The sequence below is a fragment of the Oceanobacillus manasiensis genome (genome assembly GCF_000724085.1).
GTDB classification, from domain to species: Bacteria; Bacillota; Bacilli; order Bacillales; family Amphibacillaceae; genus Oceanobacillus_B; species Oceanobacillus_B manasiensis.
In genome coordinates, this window is record NZ_CCDL010000001.1 from 1,768,450 (window position 1) to 1,784,106 (window position 15,657).

Sequence of the window (15,657 nt, forward strand, 5' to 3'; positions counted from 1 at the left end):
ACAAGAGAAAAATATTTTTTATTTGGGGGTATTAGCTTGGAACAGCTTATGAGAAACTTCTTTTTATTTTTATCAAAAAATAAAACGCTAACAAAATTAGCGAAAAAGTACGGGCTCCGTTTTGGTGCAGCTCGTTTTGTTGCGGGAACTGATATAGACAGTGCAGCTAAAAAGATCAAAGAAATTAACAATGATGGTTACGTTGTTACCGTCGATCATTTGGGAGAGTTTATAGATAATGAACAAGAAGCTAGGGAGTCAGCAGAGGAATGTATCCATGCTATAAAAGTAATTGCTGAACAAAAACTAGATTCACAACTTTCCCTAAAGCTTACTTCCATGGGGCTTGATATATCACATGAGCTAGTAATGGAAAACATGAACCGTATCCTGGAAGCTGGAAAGAAATACAATGTCACAGTTACCATCGATATGGAGGATTTTGAACGATACGAAAAGACGATAAACATATTTAAGGAACTAAAACAAAACTATGAAAATCTTGGAACGGTTCTTCAGGCATATCTATATAGGGTAGAAGAAGATATTAATGATTTGTCTTCGTATAAACCATATCTTCGTTTAGTAAAAGGAGCGTACAAGGAATCGCCTGAGGTTGCTTACCCAAACAAAAAGGACGTCGATGAAACATACAAAAAAATTATTAAACAAAACATATTACATGGAAATTATACTGCAGTGGCAACACATGACGAAGCAATCATCACATATGTTAAAGAATTAGAGAAAGAGCTTGGCATTTCTAGGGATCAATTTGAATTTCAGATGCTATACGGCATTCGACTAGATCTTCAAAAGAGACTTCTAAATGAAGGTTATACGATGCGCGTATATGTACCATATGGCAAGGATTGGTATGGATACAACATGCGTAGACTCGCAGAACGTCCTGCAAATGTCTTGTTCGTTCTTAAAGGGATATTCAAGAAATAATACCGTTGCCCTGGGTTCTCTCAAAAGGAGAACCAGGGAATTTATAGACAAAAGGTGATTGTTTTCCTCTTGCGAATTATCAGAATTTAGTTTATAGTAATTAATAGATGGATAGGGAGCTATCTTTTATTTTTAGGTCAAAAAATGAATGAGTATTCATTCAAGTAGGTGAAGGGGAGATATTATGAAACATTCCATCAAGCGCGCTGCAGTTTTGGGATCTGGAGTAATGGGTTCAGGGATTGCTGCCCACTTAGCAAATTGTGGTATTCACACTATAATGCTTGATATTGTGCCAAAAGAATTAACGAAAGAAGAGGAGTTAAAAGGTCTTTCATTAGAGGATAAGGCTGTACGAAATAGAACTGCTGCACAGAGCAAAAAAGCATTAACAAAACAGAAACCAGCAGCTTTAACAACTAAAAAAAGCCTTGAACTAATCGAAGTGGGTAACATGGAAGACGATATGGAGAAACTGGCTGAGGTAGATTGGATAGTAGAAGTTGTGGTGGAAAACCTTTCAATTAAGAAAAAGGTATTTTCCCAGTTAGATAAGGTTAGAAAGCAAGGTGCTATTGTGAGCTCTAACACTTCGGGAATATCAATCGAGCAAATGGCCGAAGATTGTTCAGAAGACTTTAAAAGACATTTTCTTGGCACTCACTTTTTTAACCCACCTAGATACTTAAAATTATTAGAAATTATTCCTACAGAGAAGACGGACACTGAAGTGTTAGAATTTATGAAAGCTTTTAGTGAAAACGTATTAGGAAAAGGGGTTGTAGTAGCAAAGGATACTCCAAACTTTATTGCAAATCGAATTGGAACGTATGGCTTACTTATCACAGTAAGAAAAATGCTGGAGGGCGGCTATAGCATAGGAGAGGTCGATTCTGTAACAGGGCCAATGATCGGCAGGCCAAAAAGCGCGACCTTCCGTACACTTGATGTAGTGGGATTGGATACGTTTATCCATGTTGCAAAAAATGTCTATGATCAAGTGGACGGGGAAGAAAAAGACGTATTTACTGTACCAGATTTCATGAAAAAAATGTTAGACAATGGCTGGCTTGGGGCCAAGTCTGGACAAGGATTTTTTCTAAAGAAAAAAGGAAAAGATGGAAGTGCTATTTATGAACTAAACCCTGAAACGATGGAATATGAAGAAAGAAAAAAATTAAAATCTCCTGCTATGGAGCTAGCGAAGCAGGAAAAAGGTACACGCAGAAAATTGAAAGCGCTTGTAAACGCAGAAGGAGATAAAGCAGGGGAGCTTGTTTGGTCTGTTATAAAACCTGTTCTCTTGTACTCAGCAAGACTATGTGGAGAAATAGCAGATGACGTCTTATCGATTGATCAAGCAATGAAATGGGGATTTGGTTGGGAGTTAGGACCGTTTGAAACATGGGATGCCATCGGGGTTGAAGCGGCCGTTACGAGAATGAAGCAGGAAAGAGAAGAAATTCCAGAATGGATAGAAAGCATGCTGGAAAAAGGTAATTCTACCTTCTATAAACAAGACAATGGACGCTCTTATTTTTACCATCAAGGTGAGTATGTACAACAGGAATTCAATAAGAAAGAAATCCATTTAAAGAGTTTAAAAGAAAGAAATGGTGTCATTAAAAAGAATACAGGTGCTAGTTTAATTGATTTAGGAGATGGAGTCGCGGGGCTAGAGTTCCATTCACAGGGGAATGCGATTGGTCTTGACATCATTCAAATGGTGAACTATGCAATTGAAGAAACGGAAAAGAATTATGAAGGTCTTATAATAGGGAATCAAGGAAAAAACTTTTGCGTTGGCGCTAATCTCGCCATGATGCTGATGGAAGCACAAGATGACAACTTTATGGAGCTGGATATGGTTGTACGCCAATTTCAAAATATGGCCATGCGAATCAAATATGCTTCCAAGCCAGTAGTAGCTGCCCCGTTTAATATGGTGCTTGGTGGAGGAGCGGAAGTCTCATTACCAGCAGCTGCAATACAAGCTTCACCTGAAACGTATATTGGTCTAGTAGAATTTGGTGTTGGCTTAATTCCAGGTGGTGGAGGAACGAAAGAATTGTATTTAAAGCAGTTACGTAATCTGCCACAGGGTGTGCAGTTCGATCTGACAAAAGTGGCAAACGATGTGTTTGAAAAAGTAGCAATGGCTACGGTCTCCAAATCTGCTGCTGAAGCAAAAGAGCTCGGGTTTTTGAACCAAAAAGATGCAATTAGCGCTAATCCAGATCATCTATTACATGATGCAAAAGAAAGGGTGCTCGCTTTAGCAAAAGCTGGTTACCAACCACCATTACCTGAACGTATTCCAGTGGTAGGGGATGCAGGCTATGCTGCCATGCTTCTAGGTGCACAGAACTTAAATAGAAGTGGCTATGCCTCAGAGCATGATCTTAAAATAGCAGAAAAACTTGCATACGTGTTATCTGGTGGACGTATTAAAGAAGGGTCAATGATTAGTGAACAAGCGATGCTTGATTTGGAGCGAGAAGCGTTCCTTAGTTTAATAGGAGAGCCATTGACCCAACAAAGGATGCAACACATGCTAGTAAAAGGTAAACCGTTACGCAATTAATTGTAGAGGGGGAAGAAATGTGAAGGAAGCAGTAATTGTGGCAGGTGCGAGAACACCAGTCGGGAGAGCAAATAAAGGATCTCTAGCTGAGAGTCGTCCGGATGATCTGGCCGCTTTAACAATTAAGGAAACGTTAAAGCGGGCGGGTAACTATGACGGAACGATTGATGATGTCATTATTGGTTGCGCTATGCCGGAAGCGGAACAAGGTATGAATATGGCGAGAAATATTGCAGGTTTAGCAGGATTGAAGCATGACGTGCCGGGAATCACTGTTAATCGATATTGCTCATCAGGCCTTCAGAGTATTGCGTATGCAGCAGAGCGTATCATGGTTGGTGCTAGCGATACGATTATAGCTGGTGGAGCAGAATCGATGAGCCTGATACCAATGGGGGGGCATGTAATTAAACCAAATTCTAAATTGGTTGAAAATGCCCCTGGCTACTATATGGGGATGGGGCACACAGCCGAAGAGGTAGCAACTCGATTCGGTATTTCTCGATCAGATCAAGATGCTTTTGCTGTAAGAAGTCATGAGCGAGCAGCAAATGCCATTAAAAGTGGAAAGTTTTCTGAGGAAATTGTTCCAGTTGACGTAATTAAAAGACAGTTGAATTCAAACAACAAAATAGAGGAAAAGAGCTTCTCTTTTGAAATGGATGAAGGAGTGAGGGAAGGCACAACGACAGAAGTATTAGCAAAACTTCGCCCAGCTTTTCATGTGAAAGGATCTGTAACGGCCGGTAATTCTTCACAAATGAGTGATGGAGCTGCTTCGGTGTTAGTCATGGATAGGGAAAAAGCGCAAGCAGATGGGTTAACGCCTCTAGTTAAATTTCGTTCTTTTGCAGTAGCGGGAGTAGAACCCGAAATTATGGGAGTTGGCCCTGTAGAAGCTATACCGAAAGCAGTAAAGCAAGCAGGGTTGGAACTTTCCGATATTGGCTTATATGAATTGAATGAAGCTTTTGCTGCTCAAGCTGTTAGGGTGATTCACGCTCTGGACCTCGATGTAAATAAAGTAAATGTAAATGGTGGGGCTATTGCACTTGGTCATCCGCTCGGTATGACAGGAACGAAGTTAACCCTAAGTCTTATACATGAAATGAAAAGAGAGCAAATTCAATTCGGTGTCGTTACAATGTGTATCGGTGGAGGCATGGGAGCTGCCGGTGTGTTTGAGCTTATATAGTTTAGTTATGAACTAAAAATCATAATAAAGGGGAAATGGATGATGAGTGAAACGAAGGATAAGTTGTTCAAAGGCGGGGCATTTTTAGTAGAGGATTTAACAGCAGATGATGTGATCACACCTGAAGATTTTACAGATGAACATAAGATGATAGCGAAGACGACAGAGGATTTCGTAGTAGGGGAAGTTTTACCTAAAGTGGAAAACTTGGAAAATCATGAATTTGAACATTCTGTTGAGCTATTAAAAAAAGCTGGGGACCTAGGGTTATTAGGTGCTGATGTACCGGAAGCTTATGGTGGGCTTGCACTTGATAAAATTAGCTCTTCGTTGATTACAGAGAAATTTTCCAGAGCAGGTGGATTTTCGGTAACACACGGAGCACATGTCGGTATCGGTTCATTGCCAATTGTCTTTTTTGGAAATGAAGAACAGAAGAAAAAGTATTTACCAAAACTAGCTACTGGAGAGTTGCTGGCGGCATATGCTTTAACAGAGCCGAGCTCAGGATCTGATGCATTAGGTGCCAAGGCGACAGCTACTTTAAATGAAGCTGGAACGCATTATATCTTGAATGGAGAAAAACAATGGATTACGAATTCTGCATTTGCAGACGTGTTCGTTGTGTATGCAAAAATCGATGGTGAGCATTTTTCAGCTTTTATTGTAGAAAGAGAATATCCTGGGGTATCAACAGGCCCGGAAGAAAAGAAGATGGGTATCAAGAGTTCATCCACTAGGACACTGGTGCTGGAAGATGCTGAAGTTCCAGTCGAAAACCTACTTGGCGAAAAAGGAAGAGGCCACGTAATTGCCTTCAATATTTTAAATGTGGGTCGTTACAAGCTAGCTATTGGTGGAGTTGGAAGTTCAAAACGGGCGTTTGAACTTGCTGTTAAATATACGAACGAAAGAAAGCAATTCCAAACACCAATCTCAAGTTTCGCTTTAACGAAGGAAAAACTTGGGACAATGGCGTCGGAAATTTATGCTAATGAAAGTGCTGTTTACCGGACTGTTGGACTTTTTGAACAACGAATGGGAGCTTTAACAGAAGAACAGTTAGACGATGGAAGGGAAGTTGCACGTGCGATTGCAGAATACCAAATAGAATGTTCTATGAATAAATACATGTGTACCGAATTATTGGATTACACATCAGATGAAGCAGTTCAGCTTCATGGCGGATATGGTTTTATGCAGGAATATGAAGTGGAGCGTATTTACCGCGATTCCCGAATCAACCGTATTTTTGAAGGAACAAATGAAATTAACCGTCTACTAGTACCGGGAACCTTATTGAAAAAAGCAATGAAGGGTGAACTTCCTTTATTGCAGAAGGCACAAAGTCTTCAAGAAGAACTTATGATGATGATGCCTGAAGAAGTAGGCGATGAGCCACTTGCTCAAGAAAAATACTTACTAAGAAATGCGAAGAAAATGGTTCTCTTAGGAGCGGGTCTTGCAGCACAGAAATATATGAAAAAGCTTGAAAAGGAACAAGAAATCCTTGTTAACTTGGCTGATATGACAGCAGAGGTGTACAATATGGAGTCTGCTATTTTAAGAACGGAAAAGGCGATAAACAAATCTGGACTGAATAAGAGCAACCTAAAACTGAATTATACCCAGGTATATGTACAAGAGGCATTCAACCGAATTGAAGCCGATGCAAAAGAGACATTAATCGCTGTCGAAGAGGGAGATACTCTTCGCATGATGCTATCTTCACTAAGAAAGCTTACTCGTCATACACCGATTAACGTTGTGGCCAAGAAGCGAGAAATCGCAGAACAATTAATCGAAGAAGAAAAATATATCGTATAAGAATAAATAATCTATCTCATTATTCAGCGCTTAGAAAGATATTTTGCTGGATAGTGGACTATTTTTCAGAGCATTGTTCAAGAGTCGAGCGTATCCGAATTCTTGCTAAGAATTTGGGTGATCGCTCGGCTTTTTTATCCACCAATTTTTAAATTCGTGTACTTCTGCATAATACTAAATACGCTTTGGCTCGTCATATTCCATTCATATTTGCTATAATTTAATTAAAATAAATAAGTAAGGTGGTTGTGATTTATGGCGCTCACGTTTTATTGGTACCCAAATTGCGGGACATGTAAAAAAGCGAAAAAATGGTTGGATGAAAATCAGGTGGATTACAATACCGTTCATATTGTGGAAAATACACCTTCCGAGCAAACAATCCTTGATTTAATGAATAAGAGCGATTTGCCAGCAAAGAAATTTTTTAACACAAGTGGTAAAAAATACCGCGAAGGAAACATTAAAGAAAAAATAGCAGATGCAACAGACAGGGAAATGGCAGCTATATTAGCAACAGATGGTATGTTAATAAAACGGCCTATTGCTACAGACGGTGAAAAGGTGACTGTTGGATTTAAGGAAGAGGTATATAAAGAAACCTGGCTCTCAAAATAAAATTTTTACACTAGAAAAACAGGGGCAAATTAGGTTATAGTTAAGGTGGATTACATAATGGAGGGATGACAATGAGCATACCAAAGGACTTATTATATTCAAAAGAACATGAATGGGTTAAAAAGGAAGATGACAAACTACGCATCGGGATTACTGATTTTGCACAGGATGAGCTTGGAGACATTGTTTTTGTTGAGCTTCCAGAAGTTGGAGACGAATTGGAACTTAACGAACCGTTCGGCAGTGTAGAATCTGTGAAAACTGTTTCTGAATTATATGCTCCAGTTAGTGGGAAAGTAGTAGAAGTGAATGCAGATTTAGAAGATAGCCCTGAGTTCGTAAATGAATCACCATATGAGAAAGCTTGGATGGTAGTAGTAGAGCCATCTGATGAAGCGCAGTTAGATGAACTTCTAAATGCAGAAGCATATGAAGGTGTGCTAAACGACGAAGAATAGTAAAAAAAGGGAGGCTAACGTACATCTTTATAAAAGTTGTATAGTTAGCCTTCTTTTCTTCATATACTCTAATTAGGAAATGAAATAAAAAAACATTTTGCTTGATTTTCGAGGAGAGCTATGTAACCATGTCACATGAAAATGAGAAAGTAATCATTGTAGAGGGTTTAACAGATAAACGACAAGTTAAAAAAGTTATTACAGATCAGGTTACCATCGTCTGTACAAATGGAACACTTGGAATAGAACGTCTGGATGAATTACTTGAGACTTATGAGCTTGACTATAAAGATGTGTATATTTTGGTTGATGAAGACTATTCAGGGATAAAACTACGGAAGCAGCTGGCTAGAGAACTTCCACATGCAGAACATATACATGTTAGCAGTGAATACCGGGAAGTCGCCACAACACCTGAACAAATGCTTGCTACAGCCCTTTTAAGCAAACGAATAGCAGTAAACCCTCTATTTTTATTATGAGGCAGATTGGTTAGGTGATTTTTTGCAGGAAATAACAACGAAACAATTAGAAGATGGAGATTTTTTGCTTTATATTTATACTCCTTTTTGCGGCACGTGCTCCCTTGCTAGAGCTATGCTAGAGAAGATTGAACAAGTTCATAAGGAAACGATATTTTATGAAATGAATGCTTCACTTTATCCTGAGTTTATGATGGAGAATCAAGTAGAGAGCGTACCTTGTCTTTTTATTATGAAAAACCATCAGGTGAAGGAGAAGGTTTATGCCTTTCAATCCATTCCTAACATCTATAGCTACTTAATGGATTATAAACCAGAGCTTTTTGTGAAAAATTAACCTTTTAATTATTTATTGACACAATTAAAACAGCATGGTAGTATGGGTTTTATCGAATTTAAGCGAATAAAAAAATAGACTCTTATCTTGAGCGGTGGAGGGACTGGCCCTGAGAAACCGCGGCAACCTTCAATCATTTATTTGGTTGAAAGGTGCCAATTCCTGCAAAGTGAAAACTTTGACAGATGAGAGAACATGAAGCGACTAACTACGTCATTCTGTTCTTTCAGAATGGCGTTTTTTGTGTTGTTTGGGCATACTATTGCCGAGGTTTTAGTAAGGAGGAATAATGTGATTTCAATTGAAGGTTTGAGTAAGGTCTTTACTTCAAACAAAAGCAAGACTACTGCGGTAGAAAATTTAGATCTAAACATAAATGATGGAGACATATTTGGTGTAATCGGCTATAGTGGAGCGGGCAAAAGTACGTTCGTTCGGTTATTGAACAGACTTGAAGAGCCATCAGGCGGTCGGATTACCATTAATAATGAGGACATCACAGCGATGACTGCCCGTCAATTACGGATTGCACGACAGGATATCGGCATGATTTTCCAGCATTTTAATTTACTCTGGTCAAGAACAGTAGAGGATAACATTGCCTTCCCACTGGAAATTGCCGGTGTTACGAAAACGGACAGGCAAAAACGTGTCCAAGAGTTAATCGACCTTGTCGGACTTTCTGGAAAAGAAAAGGCATACCCTTCCCAATTAAGTGGGGGACAGAAACAGCGTGTTGGTATTGCCCGGGCCCTTGCTAACAATCCAAAGGTTTTGCTTTGTGATGAAGCAACATCTGCATTGGATCCGGAAACAACAAATTCTATCCTGGACCTGCTAGTCGATATTAATAAGCAGTTTGGACTTACTATTATCTTAATTACCCATGAGATGCATGTGATACGTAAAATCTGTAATCACGTTGCAGTGATGGAAAGTGGTAAAGTTGTGGAGCAAGGTGAGGTAATGGATGTCTTTCTTCATCCCCGTCAGCATGTAACGAAGAAATTCGTGGAACAAGTGATGGGGAATGGTGAGGAAGATGAGGACATTGCAGGCATCGCAGAGGCTTATTCTGAAGGTAATTTAGTCCGACTCCATTTTGTTGGAGAAACAACAAATCAGGCATTAATTAGTAAGCTTGCAAAAAAATATGATGTGGATATAAACATTCTGCAAGGGAAAATCACGCAAACTCAAGCTGGGGCATATGGGACTCTAATTGTGCAAATTGCAGGAAAAGACATAGAAGAAGCGGTTCGATATATTAAAGAAAAATCCTCTGTGGAAATGGAGGTGATTCAAGATGTTAAATGATATTAAATTCGAAGACCTAATTGAAGCAACTTACGACACTTTTTATATGACACTGATTGCATTGATCGGAACATTTATTCTTGGAATTATTCTAGGGTTGCTTCTCTATCTGACTTCCAAAGATGGTATTTGGAAAAATAAAAGTCTTCATTTTGTTATATCAGCAGTAGTGAACATTTTCCGGGCCATACCTTTTATCATTTTAATTTTTCTATTATTCCCGTTCACTGATTTTCTAATTGGCACAATACGCGGCCCTAATGCCGCATTACCTGCCTTAATTATTGGCTCTGCTCCCTTCTATGGAAGGCTCGTGGAAATCGGTCTTCGTGAAGTTGACAAGGGTGTCGTCGAAGCCGCAAAAGCTATGGGGGCAAAAACAAGGACAATTATTTTTAAAGTGTTATTACCTGAATCAATGCCTGCCTTAATATCTGGGATTACCGTAACAGCCATTGCGCTAGTTGGATATACGGCCATGGCGGGAGCAATTGGAGCAGGTGGCCTGGGTAGCTATGCTTACTATTCTGGCTTTATGCGCAGAGATTTTGACCTTGTTTTCCTTTGTACAGTACTAATTGTAATTATAGTATTTATCTTCCAATTTATTGGAGATATGATAGCAACAAAACTAGATAAACGATAAAACAAAAGAGGGAGTCATTTACAATGAAAAAAGTTCTAACACTAGTATCTTTATTAGCTATCCTTGCATTAGCTGCATGTGGTGGTGGAGAAGATTCATCATCTGAAGGAGACAACAAGACAATAAAAGTTGGTGCTTCCAGTGTTCCACACGCTGAAATTTTAGAAGAGGCACAACCATTACTCGAAGAAGAGGGAATAAATTTGGAAATAGAGAAATATGAAGACTATGTATTTCCTAATGATGATTTAGCAAGTGGTGAAATTGATGCAAACTATTTTCAACACATTCCTTACCTAGAGCAAACCATTGCCGATACGGGATATGAATTAACTGAAATAGGCGGTATTCATATCGAACCAATTGGAGTGTATTCTAAAGATTTTGCAAGCATCGATGAAATCCCTGAAGGAACAGAAGTTCTTATGAGTAATTCTGTTCCAGATCATGGCCGTATTCTATCTATATTTGAAGCAAAAGGATTAATAAAACTTGAGCAAGATGTAGACAAAACAACTGCAACCGTGGATGATATTGTGGAAAACCCTAAGAATCTTGAATTTACTCCAGAGGGTAGCCCAGAGTTGCTTCCTAACTTATACAATACAGAAGATAATGTTCTTGTCGTAATCAATACAAACTTTGCTATTCAAGACGGATTAAACCCGTTAGAAGACGCACTGATTTTAGAAGATGAAGAGTCACCGTACGTGAATGTGATAGCGGTGAAAGAAGAAGATAAAGATGATGAAGCGCTGAACAAGCTAGTAGATGTACTTCATTCGGAAGAAATTCAAGACTTCATTCTGGATAAATACGAAGGCGCGGTTGTCCCAGTTGGCGGAAAAGAATAAGCAATTTTCTATATCCTGAGTATGTGCGTGGAAATAGCAGTTATATATAAGAAATTTGGGAAGGTTACTGTGTTGTTTCATAAATGCACAAATATAGAAGGAAAGAACGCTATACAGGTTTATACCTGAATTGTTCAGGGTACCGTATTGTGATACATTAATTCATGTACACAAAACGAAAGGATGGTTCACTATTAATAGTGGAATTAGCATGAACTATACTCCAGAAATGGAAAAAGGCATGCAACAAGCACATAAAGTGCCGTACGCTGAGTATGAGAGAAAATTGGAAACTCGCTTAGAAGTGGAGAAAAGCCGCCAAAAGGAATATGAAAAAAGCAAAGCGCTCATTAACGAGCTAGATAAAATGTAAAATGATTAGACCCTCATGAGAATGAGGGTCTATTTTCATGTAAACGTACTATCTTTGTGAAAACTCGGGATTCCAAGTACCCTTGCAATCACCTAATTTAGTATATTAAAATGGATACGAAATGTTATGAAATGAATAGCCTAAAAAAGTTGATAATAAATTTGAAATGCTTTAAGATTGTAATGAGAATAAATTGAGAATGGATATTGAATCCGTTTGAAAATAAGAAAAAATAGTAGTTGGAGGTATCGTTATGGCTGGATCTACATTAGAAATCAAGAATCTTCATGTATCAATTGAAGGTAAAGAGATATTAAAGGGTGTTAACCTTACGATAAACGGTGGGGAATTCCACGCAGTGATGGGACCAAACGGAACAGGTAAGTCAACATTGGCATCTGCAGTTATGGGACATCCTAAGTACGAAGTAACAGAAGGAAGCATCTTGCTTGATGGCGAAGATGTTCTAGAAATGGAAGTGGATGAGCGCGCACGTGCTGGTCTTTTCCTTGCAATGCAATACCCAAGTGAAATTAGCGGTGTAACTACATCAGATTTCCTTCGCTCTTCCATGAACGCTCGTCGTGAAGAAGGAGACGAAATTTCATTAATGAAATTTATTAAAGAAATGGACAGTGTGCTTGATTATCTTGAAATTGATAAAAACATGGCACAGCGTTACTTAAATGAAGGATTCTCAGGTGGAGAGAAAAAGCGTAACGAAATTCTTCAATTAATGCTAATGAAGCCAGAAATTGCGATTTTAGATGAAATTGACTCAGGACTGGATATTGACGCACTGAAAGTAGTATCTAAAGGAATTAACAAGCTTCGTGATGAAAACTTTGGTTGCCTAATTATTACACACTACCAACGTCTATTGAACTACATCACACCTGACTATGTGCATGTTATGATGCAAGGCCGTGTTGTTAAATCTGGTGGGCCAGAACTAGCACAGCGTTTAGAAGCAGAAGGTTACGATTGGATTAAAGAAGAACTTGGTATCAAAGACGAAACAGTTGGTCAAAACGCGTAATAGTTAGGAGGGATACTATGTCTGTTGAAACAAAGCTGCCATATGATAAAGAATATATTAATCAGTTTTCCAAAGATAATAACGAACCAGAATGGATGAATTCGTTACGTCTTCAAGCTTTGGAACAAGTTGATACACTTGAACTGCCAAAGCCTGATAAAACCAAAATAGGTAAATGGAATTTTAGCCGTTTCAAGCATTTAGCAGAAGGGGAAAAAATTGATTCATTGAAAGAATTGCCTGAAGCATTGCAAGGCTTTTTAGATGAAGAGAATACTCCAGAAAACCTTTTAATACAGCGAAATCACTCTGTTGCTTATGCAACACTAAGTGACGAACTAAAGGAGCAAGGAGTTATCTTCACAGATATTTTCACAGCTCTTAAGGAACATGAAGATCTTGTAAGAAGGTATTACATGAAGGATGCTGTATCAGTTGATGAACATCGATTGACAGCACTCCATGCTGCATTAATGAATGGTGGAATATTCGTATACGTTCCCAAGAACGTAGAAGTAAAAGTTCCACTCCAGGTTATTTTTTGGCAAGAAGATCCTGAAGCAGCATTATTTAATCATGTTCTGGTTGTTGCAGAAGAAAATAGTTCACTAACATATGTAGAAAACTATGTTTCTTACAATGAAACAGAAGAAACGTTAGCAAATGTTGTAACAGAAGTAATTGCACAAAACAATGCGAAAATCTCTTTCGGAGCGGTAGACAACTTTGCTGCAGGTACAACTGTTTATAATAATCGTAGAGGTGTTGCGTATCGTGATGCAACGATTGATTGGGCACTTGGCCAAATGAACGAAGGAAACACAGTTTCTGAAAATATTACACATCTTGTTGGGGATAACTCCCTTTCTAACGCGAAGACTGTTACGGTTGGACGTGGAAAACAAATACAGAATTTCACAGCTAAAATCGTACATTTTGGTAAAAACTCAGAAGGCTATATCCTACAACATGGTGTTATGAAGGATAGTGCTTCTTCCATCTTTAACGGTATTGGTAAAATCGAACATGGTGCTTCCAAATCAAATGCAGAACAAGAGTCTCGTGTCCTAATGTTAAGTGAAAAAGCACGCGGAGATGCGAATCCTATCTTGTTAATTGATGAGGATGATGTAACAGCAGGCCATGCTGCATCAGTTGGTCGTGTTGACCCGCTTCAGCTGTATTATCTTATGAGCCGTGGTATTACACAGGCAGAAGCAGAACGCCTTATTATTCATGGCTTCTTAGCACCTGTTGTAAATCAATTACCAATTGAAGCTGTTAAGAATCAATTGACTCAGGTTATTGAAAGGAAGGTATACTAATGGACCTACATGCCATTAGGCAGGAGTTCCCGATTTTACATCAGGAAGTGAATGGACACCCATTAGTATACTTGGACTCTTCGGCAACCTCTCAGAAACCGAGAAGTGTGATAGAGGCCGTGGATTCATATTATCGACAAGACAATTCAAATGTCCACAGGGGTGTCCATACACTGGGCACACGTGCAACTGAGAATTACGAAGGCGCCAGAGAGAAGGTACGCAAGTTTATTAATGCAGATAGTACGAAACAGGTGATTTTCACACGTGGAACAACTACTGCAATTAATACGGTGGCACATAGCTATGGGCGTGCTAACCTCTCATCAGGTGATGAAATAGTGCTTACACAAATGGAGCACCATAGTAATATCATCCCTTGGCAGCAGGTTGCAAAAGCAACTGGGGCTGAATTGAAATATATTCCACTTCAGCCTGATGGTACAATTACATTAGAGGATGCAGCTAAAACAATTACTGCTAATACTAAAATTGTAGCAATCAGTCATGTTTCAAATGTTTTAGGTACTGTTAACCCAATTAATGAAGTAGCAGAACTCGCTCATAAGCAGGATGCTGTTATTGTTGTAGATGGCGCCCAAGGTGCACCACATATGAAGATCGATGTTGAGGATCTTAACTGTGATTTTTATGCCTTCTCTGGTCATAAAATGTGTGCACCAACTGGTATTGGTGTATTATACGGAAGAAAAACCCTTCTAGAGAATATGGAGCCATTTGAGTTTGGTGGGGAAATGATTGATTTCGTTAACCTGTATGACTCCACATGGAAAGAGCTTCCTTGGAAATTTGAAGGAGGAACTCCAATCATTGCTGGTGCAATAGGCCTTGGTGCAGCAATCGATTTTCTTAATGAAGTTGGTATGGATAATATTACCAAACATGAACAAAAAATTGTTAGCTATGCAATGGAGAAATTTCAAGCATTGGACGGCATCACTATTTTTGGGCCACAAGAGCGCGCAGGGTTGATTACTTTCAACTTAGATGATGTACATCCACACGATACAGCGACGGTTCTAGATGCAGAAGGAATTGCCGTAAGAGCTGGTCACCATTGTGCACAGCCATTAATGAGATGGCTTGAAGTAACGGCAACCGCCAGAGCTAGCTTTTATTTATACAACACAGAAGAGGATGTTGACCGTTTGGTTGAGGGTCTTCTTAAAACAAAGGAGTATTTTGGTGATGTCTTTTAATAACCTTGATACACTATATAGACAAGTCATCATGGATCATTATAAAAGCCCTCGTAATAAAGGGAGTTTAGAAGGCGATGTACTGACCGTGGATATGAACAACCCTACTTGCGGTGATCGCATCCAGTTGCAGATGCAAGTGGAAAACGGAATTGTAAAAGATGCCAAGTTTGATGGGGAAGGCTGTTCGATCAGTATGGCTTCTGCTTCTATGATGACACAGGCAATTAAAGGAAAAGAAATAACAGATGCAATAAAGCTTTCAAAACACTTTTCTGATATGATGCTTGGAGAAGAGATAGACACAGAAGGCTTAGACTTTGGTGATATGGAAGCATTGCAGGGAGTGGCAAAGTTTCCTGCGCGAATAAAGTGTGCAACATTACCTTGGAAAGCAATGGAAAAAGGTGTCAATGACGAGAACTAGG

General features: G+C 39.0%; 16 protein-coding genes and 1 riboswitch. All 16 genes read left to right on the top strand.

Annotated elements, in window-relative coordinates; translation table 11 throughout:
* Positions 1-36 precede the first annotated feature (36 nt).
* The 16 genes from BN985_RS08690 (at position 37) to sufU (ending at position 15,656) form a co-directional block, all read left to right on the top strand.
* The gene (locus BN985_RS08690) at positions 37-954 is read left to right on the top strand and encodes a proline dehydrogenase family protein (RefSeq protein WP_042222627.1); all 918 of its coding nucleotides are present in this window, start codon (positions 37-39) and stop codon (positions 952-954) included.
* 184 nt (positions 955-1,138) lie between these two features.
* Positions 1,139-3,538, top strand: a complete 2,400-nt coding sequence (locus BN985_RS08695; RefSeq protein ID WP_042222628.1) for a 3-hydroxyacyl-CoA dehydrogenase/enoyl-CoA hydratase family protein — start codon at positions 1,139-1,141, stop codon at positions 3,536-3,538.
* A 19-nt stretch (positions 3,539-3,557) separates the two neighbouring features.
* Positions 3,558-4,733, top strand: coding sequence for an acetyl-CoA C-acetyltransferase (locus tag BN985_RS08700; protein WP_042222630.1), 1,176 nt, complete (start codon positions 3,558-3,560; stop codon positions 4,731-4,733).
* 42 nt (positions 4,734-4,775) lie between these two features.
* Positions 4,776-6,560, top strand: a complete 1,785-nt coding sequence (locus BN985_RS08705; RefSeq protein WP_042222633.1) for an acyl-CoA dehydrogenase family protein — start codon at positions 4,776-4,778, stop codon at positions 6,558-6,560.
* Between the two features lie 255 nt (positions 6,561-6,815).
* A complete protein-coding gene (locus BN985_RS08710) occupies positions 6,816-7,178 on the top strand; it encodes an arsenate reductase family protein (RefSeq protein ID WP_042222634.1) in 363 nt (120 codons plus the stop codon).
* Between the two features lie 71 nt (positions 7,179-7,249).
* Positions 7,250-7,636: a glycine cleavage system protein GcvH gene (gene gcvH / locus BN985_RS08715; RefSeq protein WP_042222636.1), complete on the top strand. Its 387-nt coding sequence runs from the start codon at positions 7,250-7,252 to the stop codon at positions 7,634-7,636.
* A gap of 128 nt (positions 7,637-7,764) precedes the next feature.
* Positions 7,765-8,118, top strand: a complete 354-nt coding sequence (locus BN985_RS08720) for a toprim domain-containing protein (protein ID WP_042222638.1) — start codon at positions 7,765-7,767, stop codon at positions 8,116-8,118.
* 22 nt (positions 8,119-8,140) lie between these two features.
* Complete coding sequence (locus tag BN985_RS08725) at positions 8,141-8,455, top strand: thioredoxin family protein (RefSeq protein WP_042222640.1); 315 nt, start codon at positions 8,141-8,143, stop codon at positions 8,453-8,455.
* A 79-nt stretch (positions 8,456-8,534) separates the two neighbouring features.
* Positions 8,535-8,647: riboswitch (SAM riboswitch) on the top strand.
* A 99-nt stretch (positions 8,648-8,746) separates the two neighbouring features.
* The gene (locus tag BN985_RS08730; protein ID WP_042222642.1) at positions 8,747-9,772 is read left to right on the top strand and encodes a methionine ABC transporter ATP-binding protein; all 1,026 of its coding nucleotides are present in this window, start codon (positions 8,747-8,749) and stop codon (positions 9,770-9,772) included.
* The gene (locus tag BN985_RS08735) at positions 9,762-10,418 is read left to right on the top strand and encodes a methionine ABC transporter permease (RefSeq protein WP_042222644.1); all 657 of its coding nucleotides are present in this window, start codon (positions 9,762-9,764) and stop codon (positions 10,416-10,418) included. The genes BN985_RS08730 and BN985_RS08735 overlap by 11 nt, the downstream gene beginning before the upstream one ends.
* A gap of 23 nt (positions 10,419-10,441) precedes the next feature.
* Entirely contained in the window at positions 10,442-11,272 is an 831-nt protein-coding gene (locus BN985_RS08740; RefSeq protein WP_042222645.1) for a MetQ/NlpA family ABC transporter substrate-binding protein, read from the top strand.
* A 211-nt stretch (positions 11,273-11,483) separates the two neighbouring features.
* Positions 11,484-11,645, top strand: coding sequence for a hypothetical protein (locus BN985_RS19220; protein WP_198029985.1), 162 nt, complete (start codon positions 11,484-11,486; stop codon positions 11,643-11,645).
* A gap of 253 nt (positions 11,646-11,898) precedes the next feature.
* Complete coding sequence (gene sufC / locus BN985_RS08745; protein ID WP_042222647.1) at positions 11,899-12,684, top strand: Fe-S cluster assembly ATPase SufC; 786 nt, start codon at positions 11,899-11,901, stop codon at positions 12,682-12,684.
* A 17-nt stretch (positions 12,685-12,701) separates the two neighbouring features.
* Complete coding sequence (gene sufD / locus BN985_RS08750; RefSeq protein ID WP_042222649.1) at positions 12,702-14,009, top strand: Fe-S cluster assembly protein SufD; 1,308 nt, start codon at positions 12,702-12,704, stop codon at positions 14,007-14,009.
* A complete protein-coding gene (locus tag BN985_RS08755; RefSeq protein WP_042222651.1) occupies positions 14,009-15,229 on the top strand; it encodes a cysteine desulfurase in 1,221 nt (406 codons plus the stop codon). Before sufD ends, BN985_RS08755 begins: the two co-directional genes overlap by 1 nt.
* Positions 15,219-15,656 (top strand): Fe-S cluster assembly sulfur transfer protein SufU, encoded by a 438-nt coding sequence (gene sufU / locus BN985_RS08760; RefSeq protein WP_042222653.1) that lies wholly within the window; start codon positions 15,219-15,221, stop codon positions 15,654-15,656. The genes BN985_RS08755 and sufU overlap by 11 nt, the downstream gene beginning before the upstream one ends.
* The last annotated feature ends 1 nt before the right edge of the window (position 15,657 follow it).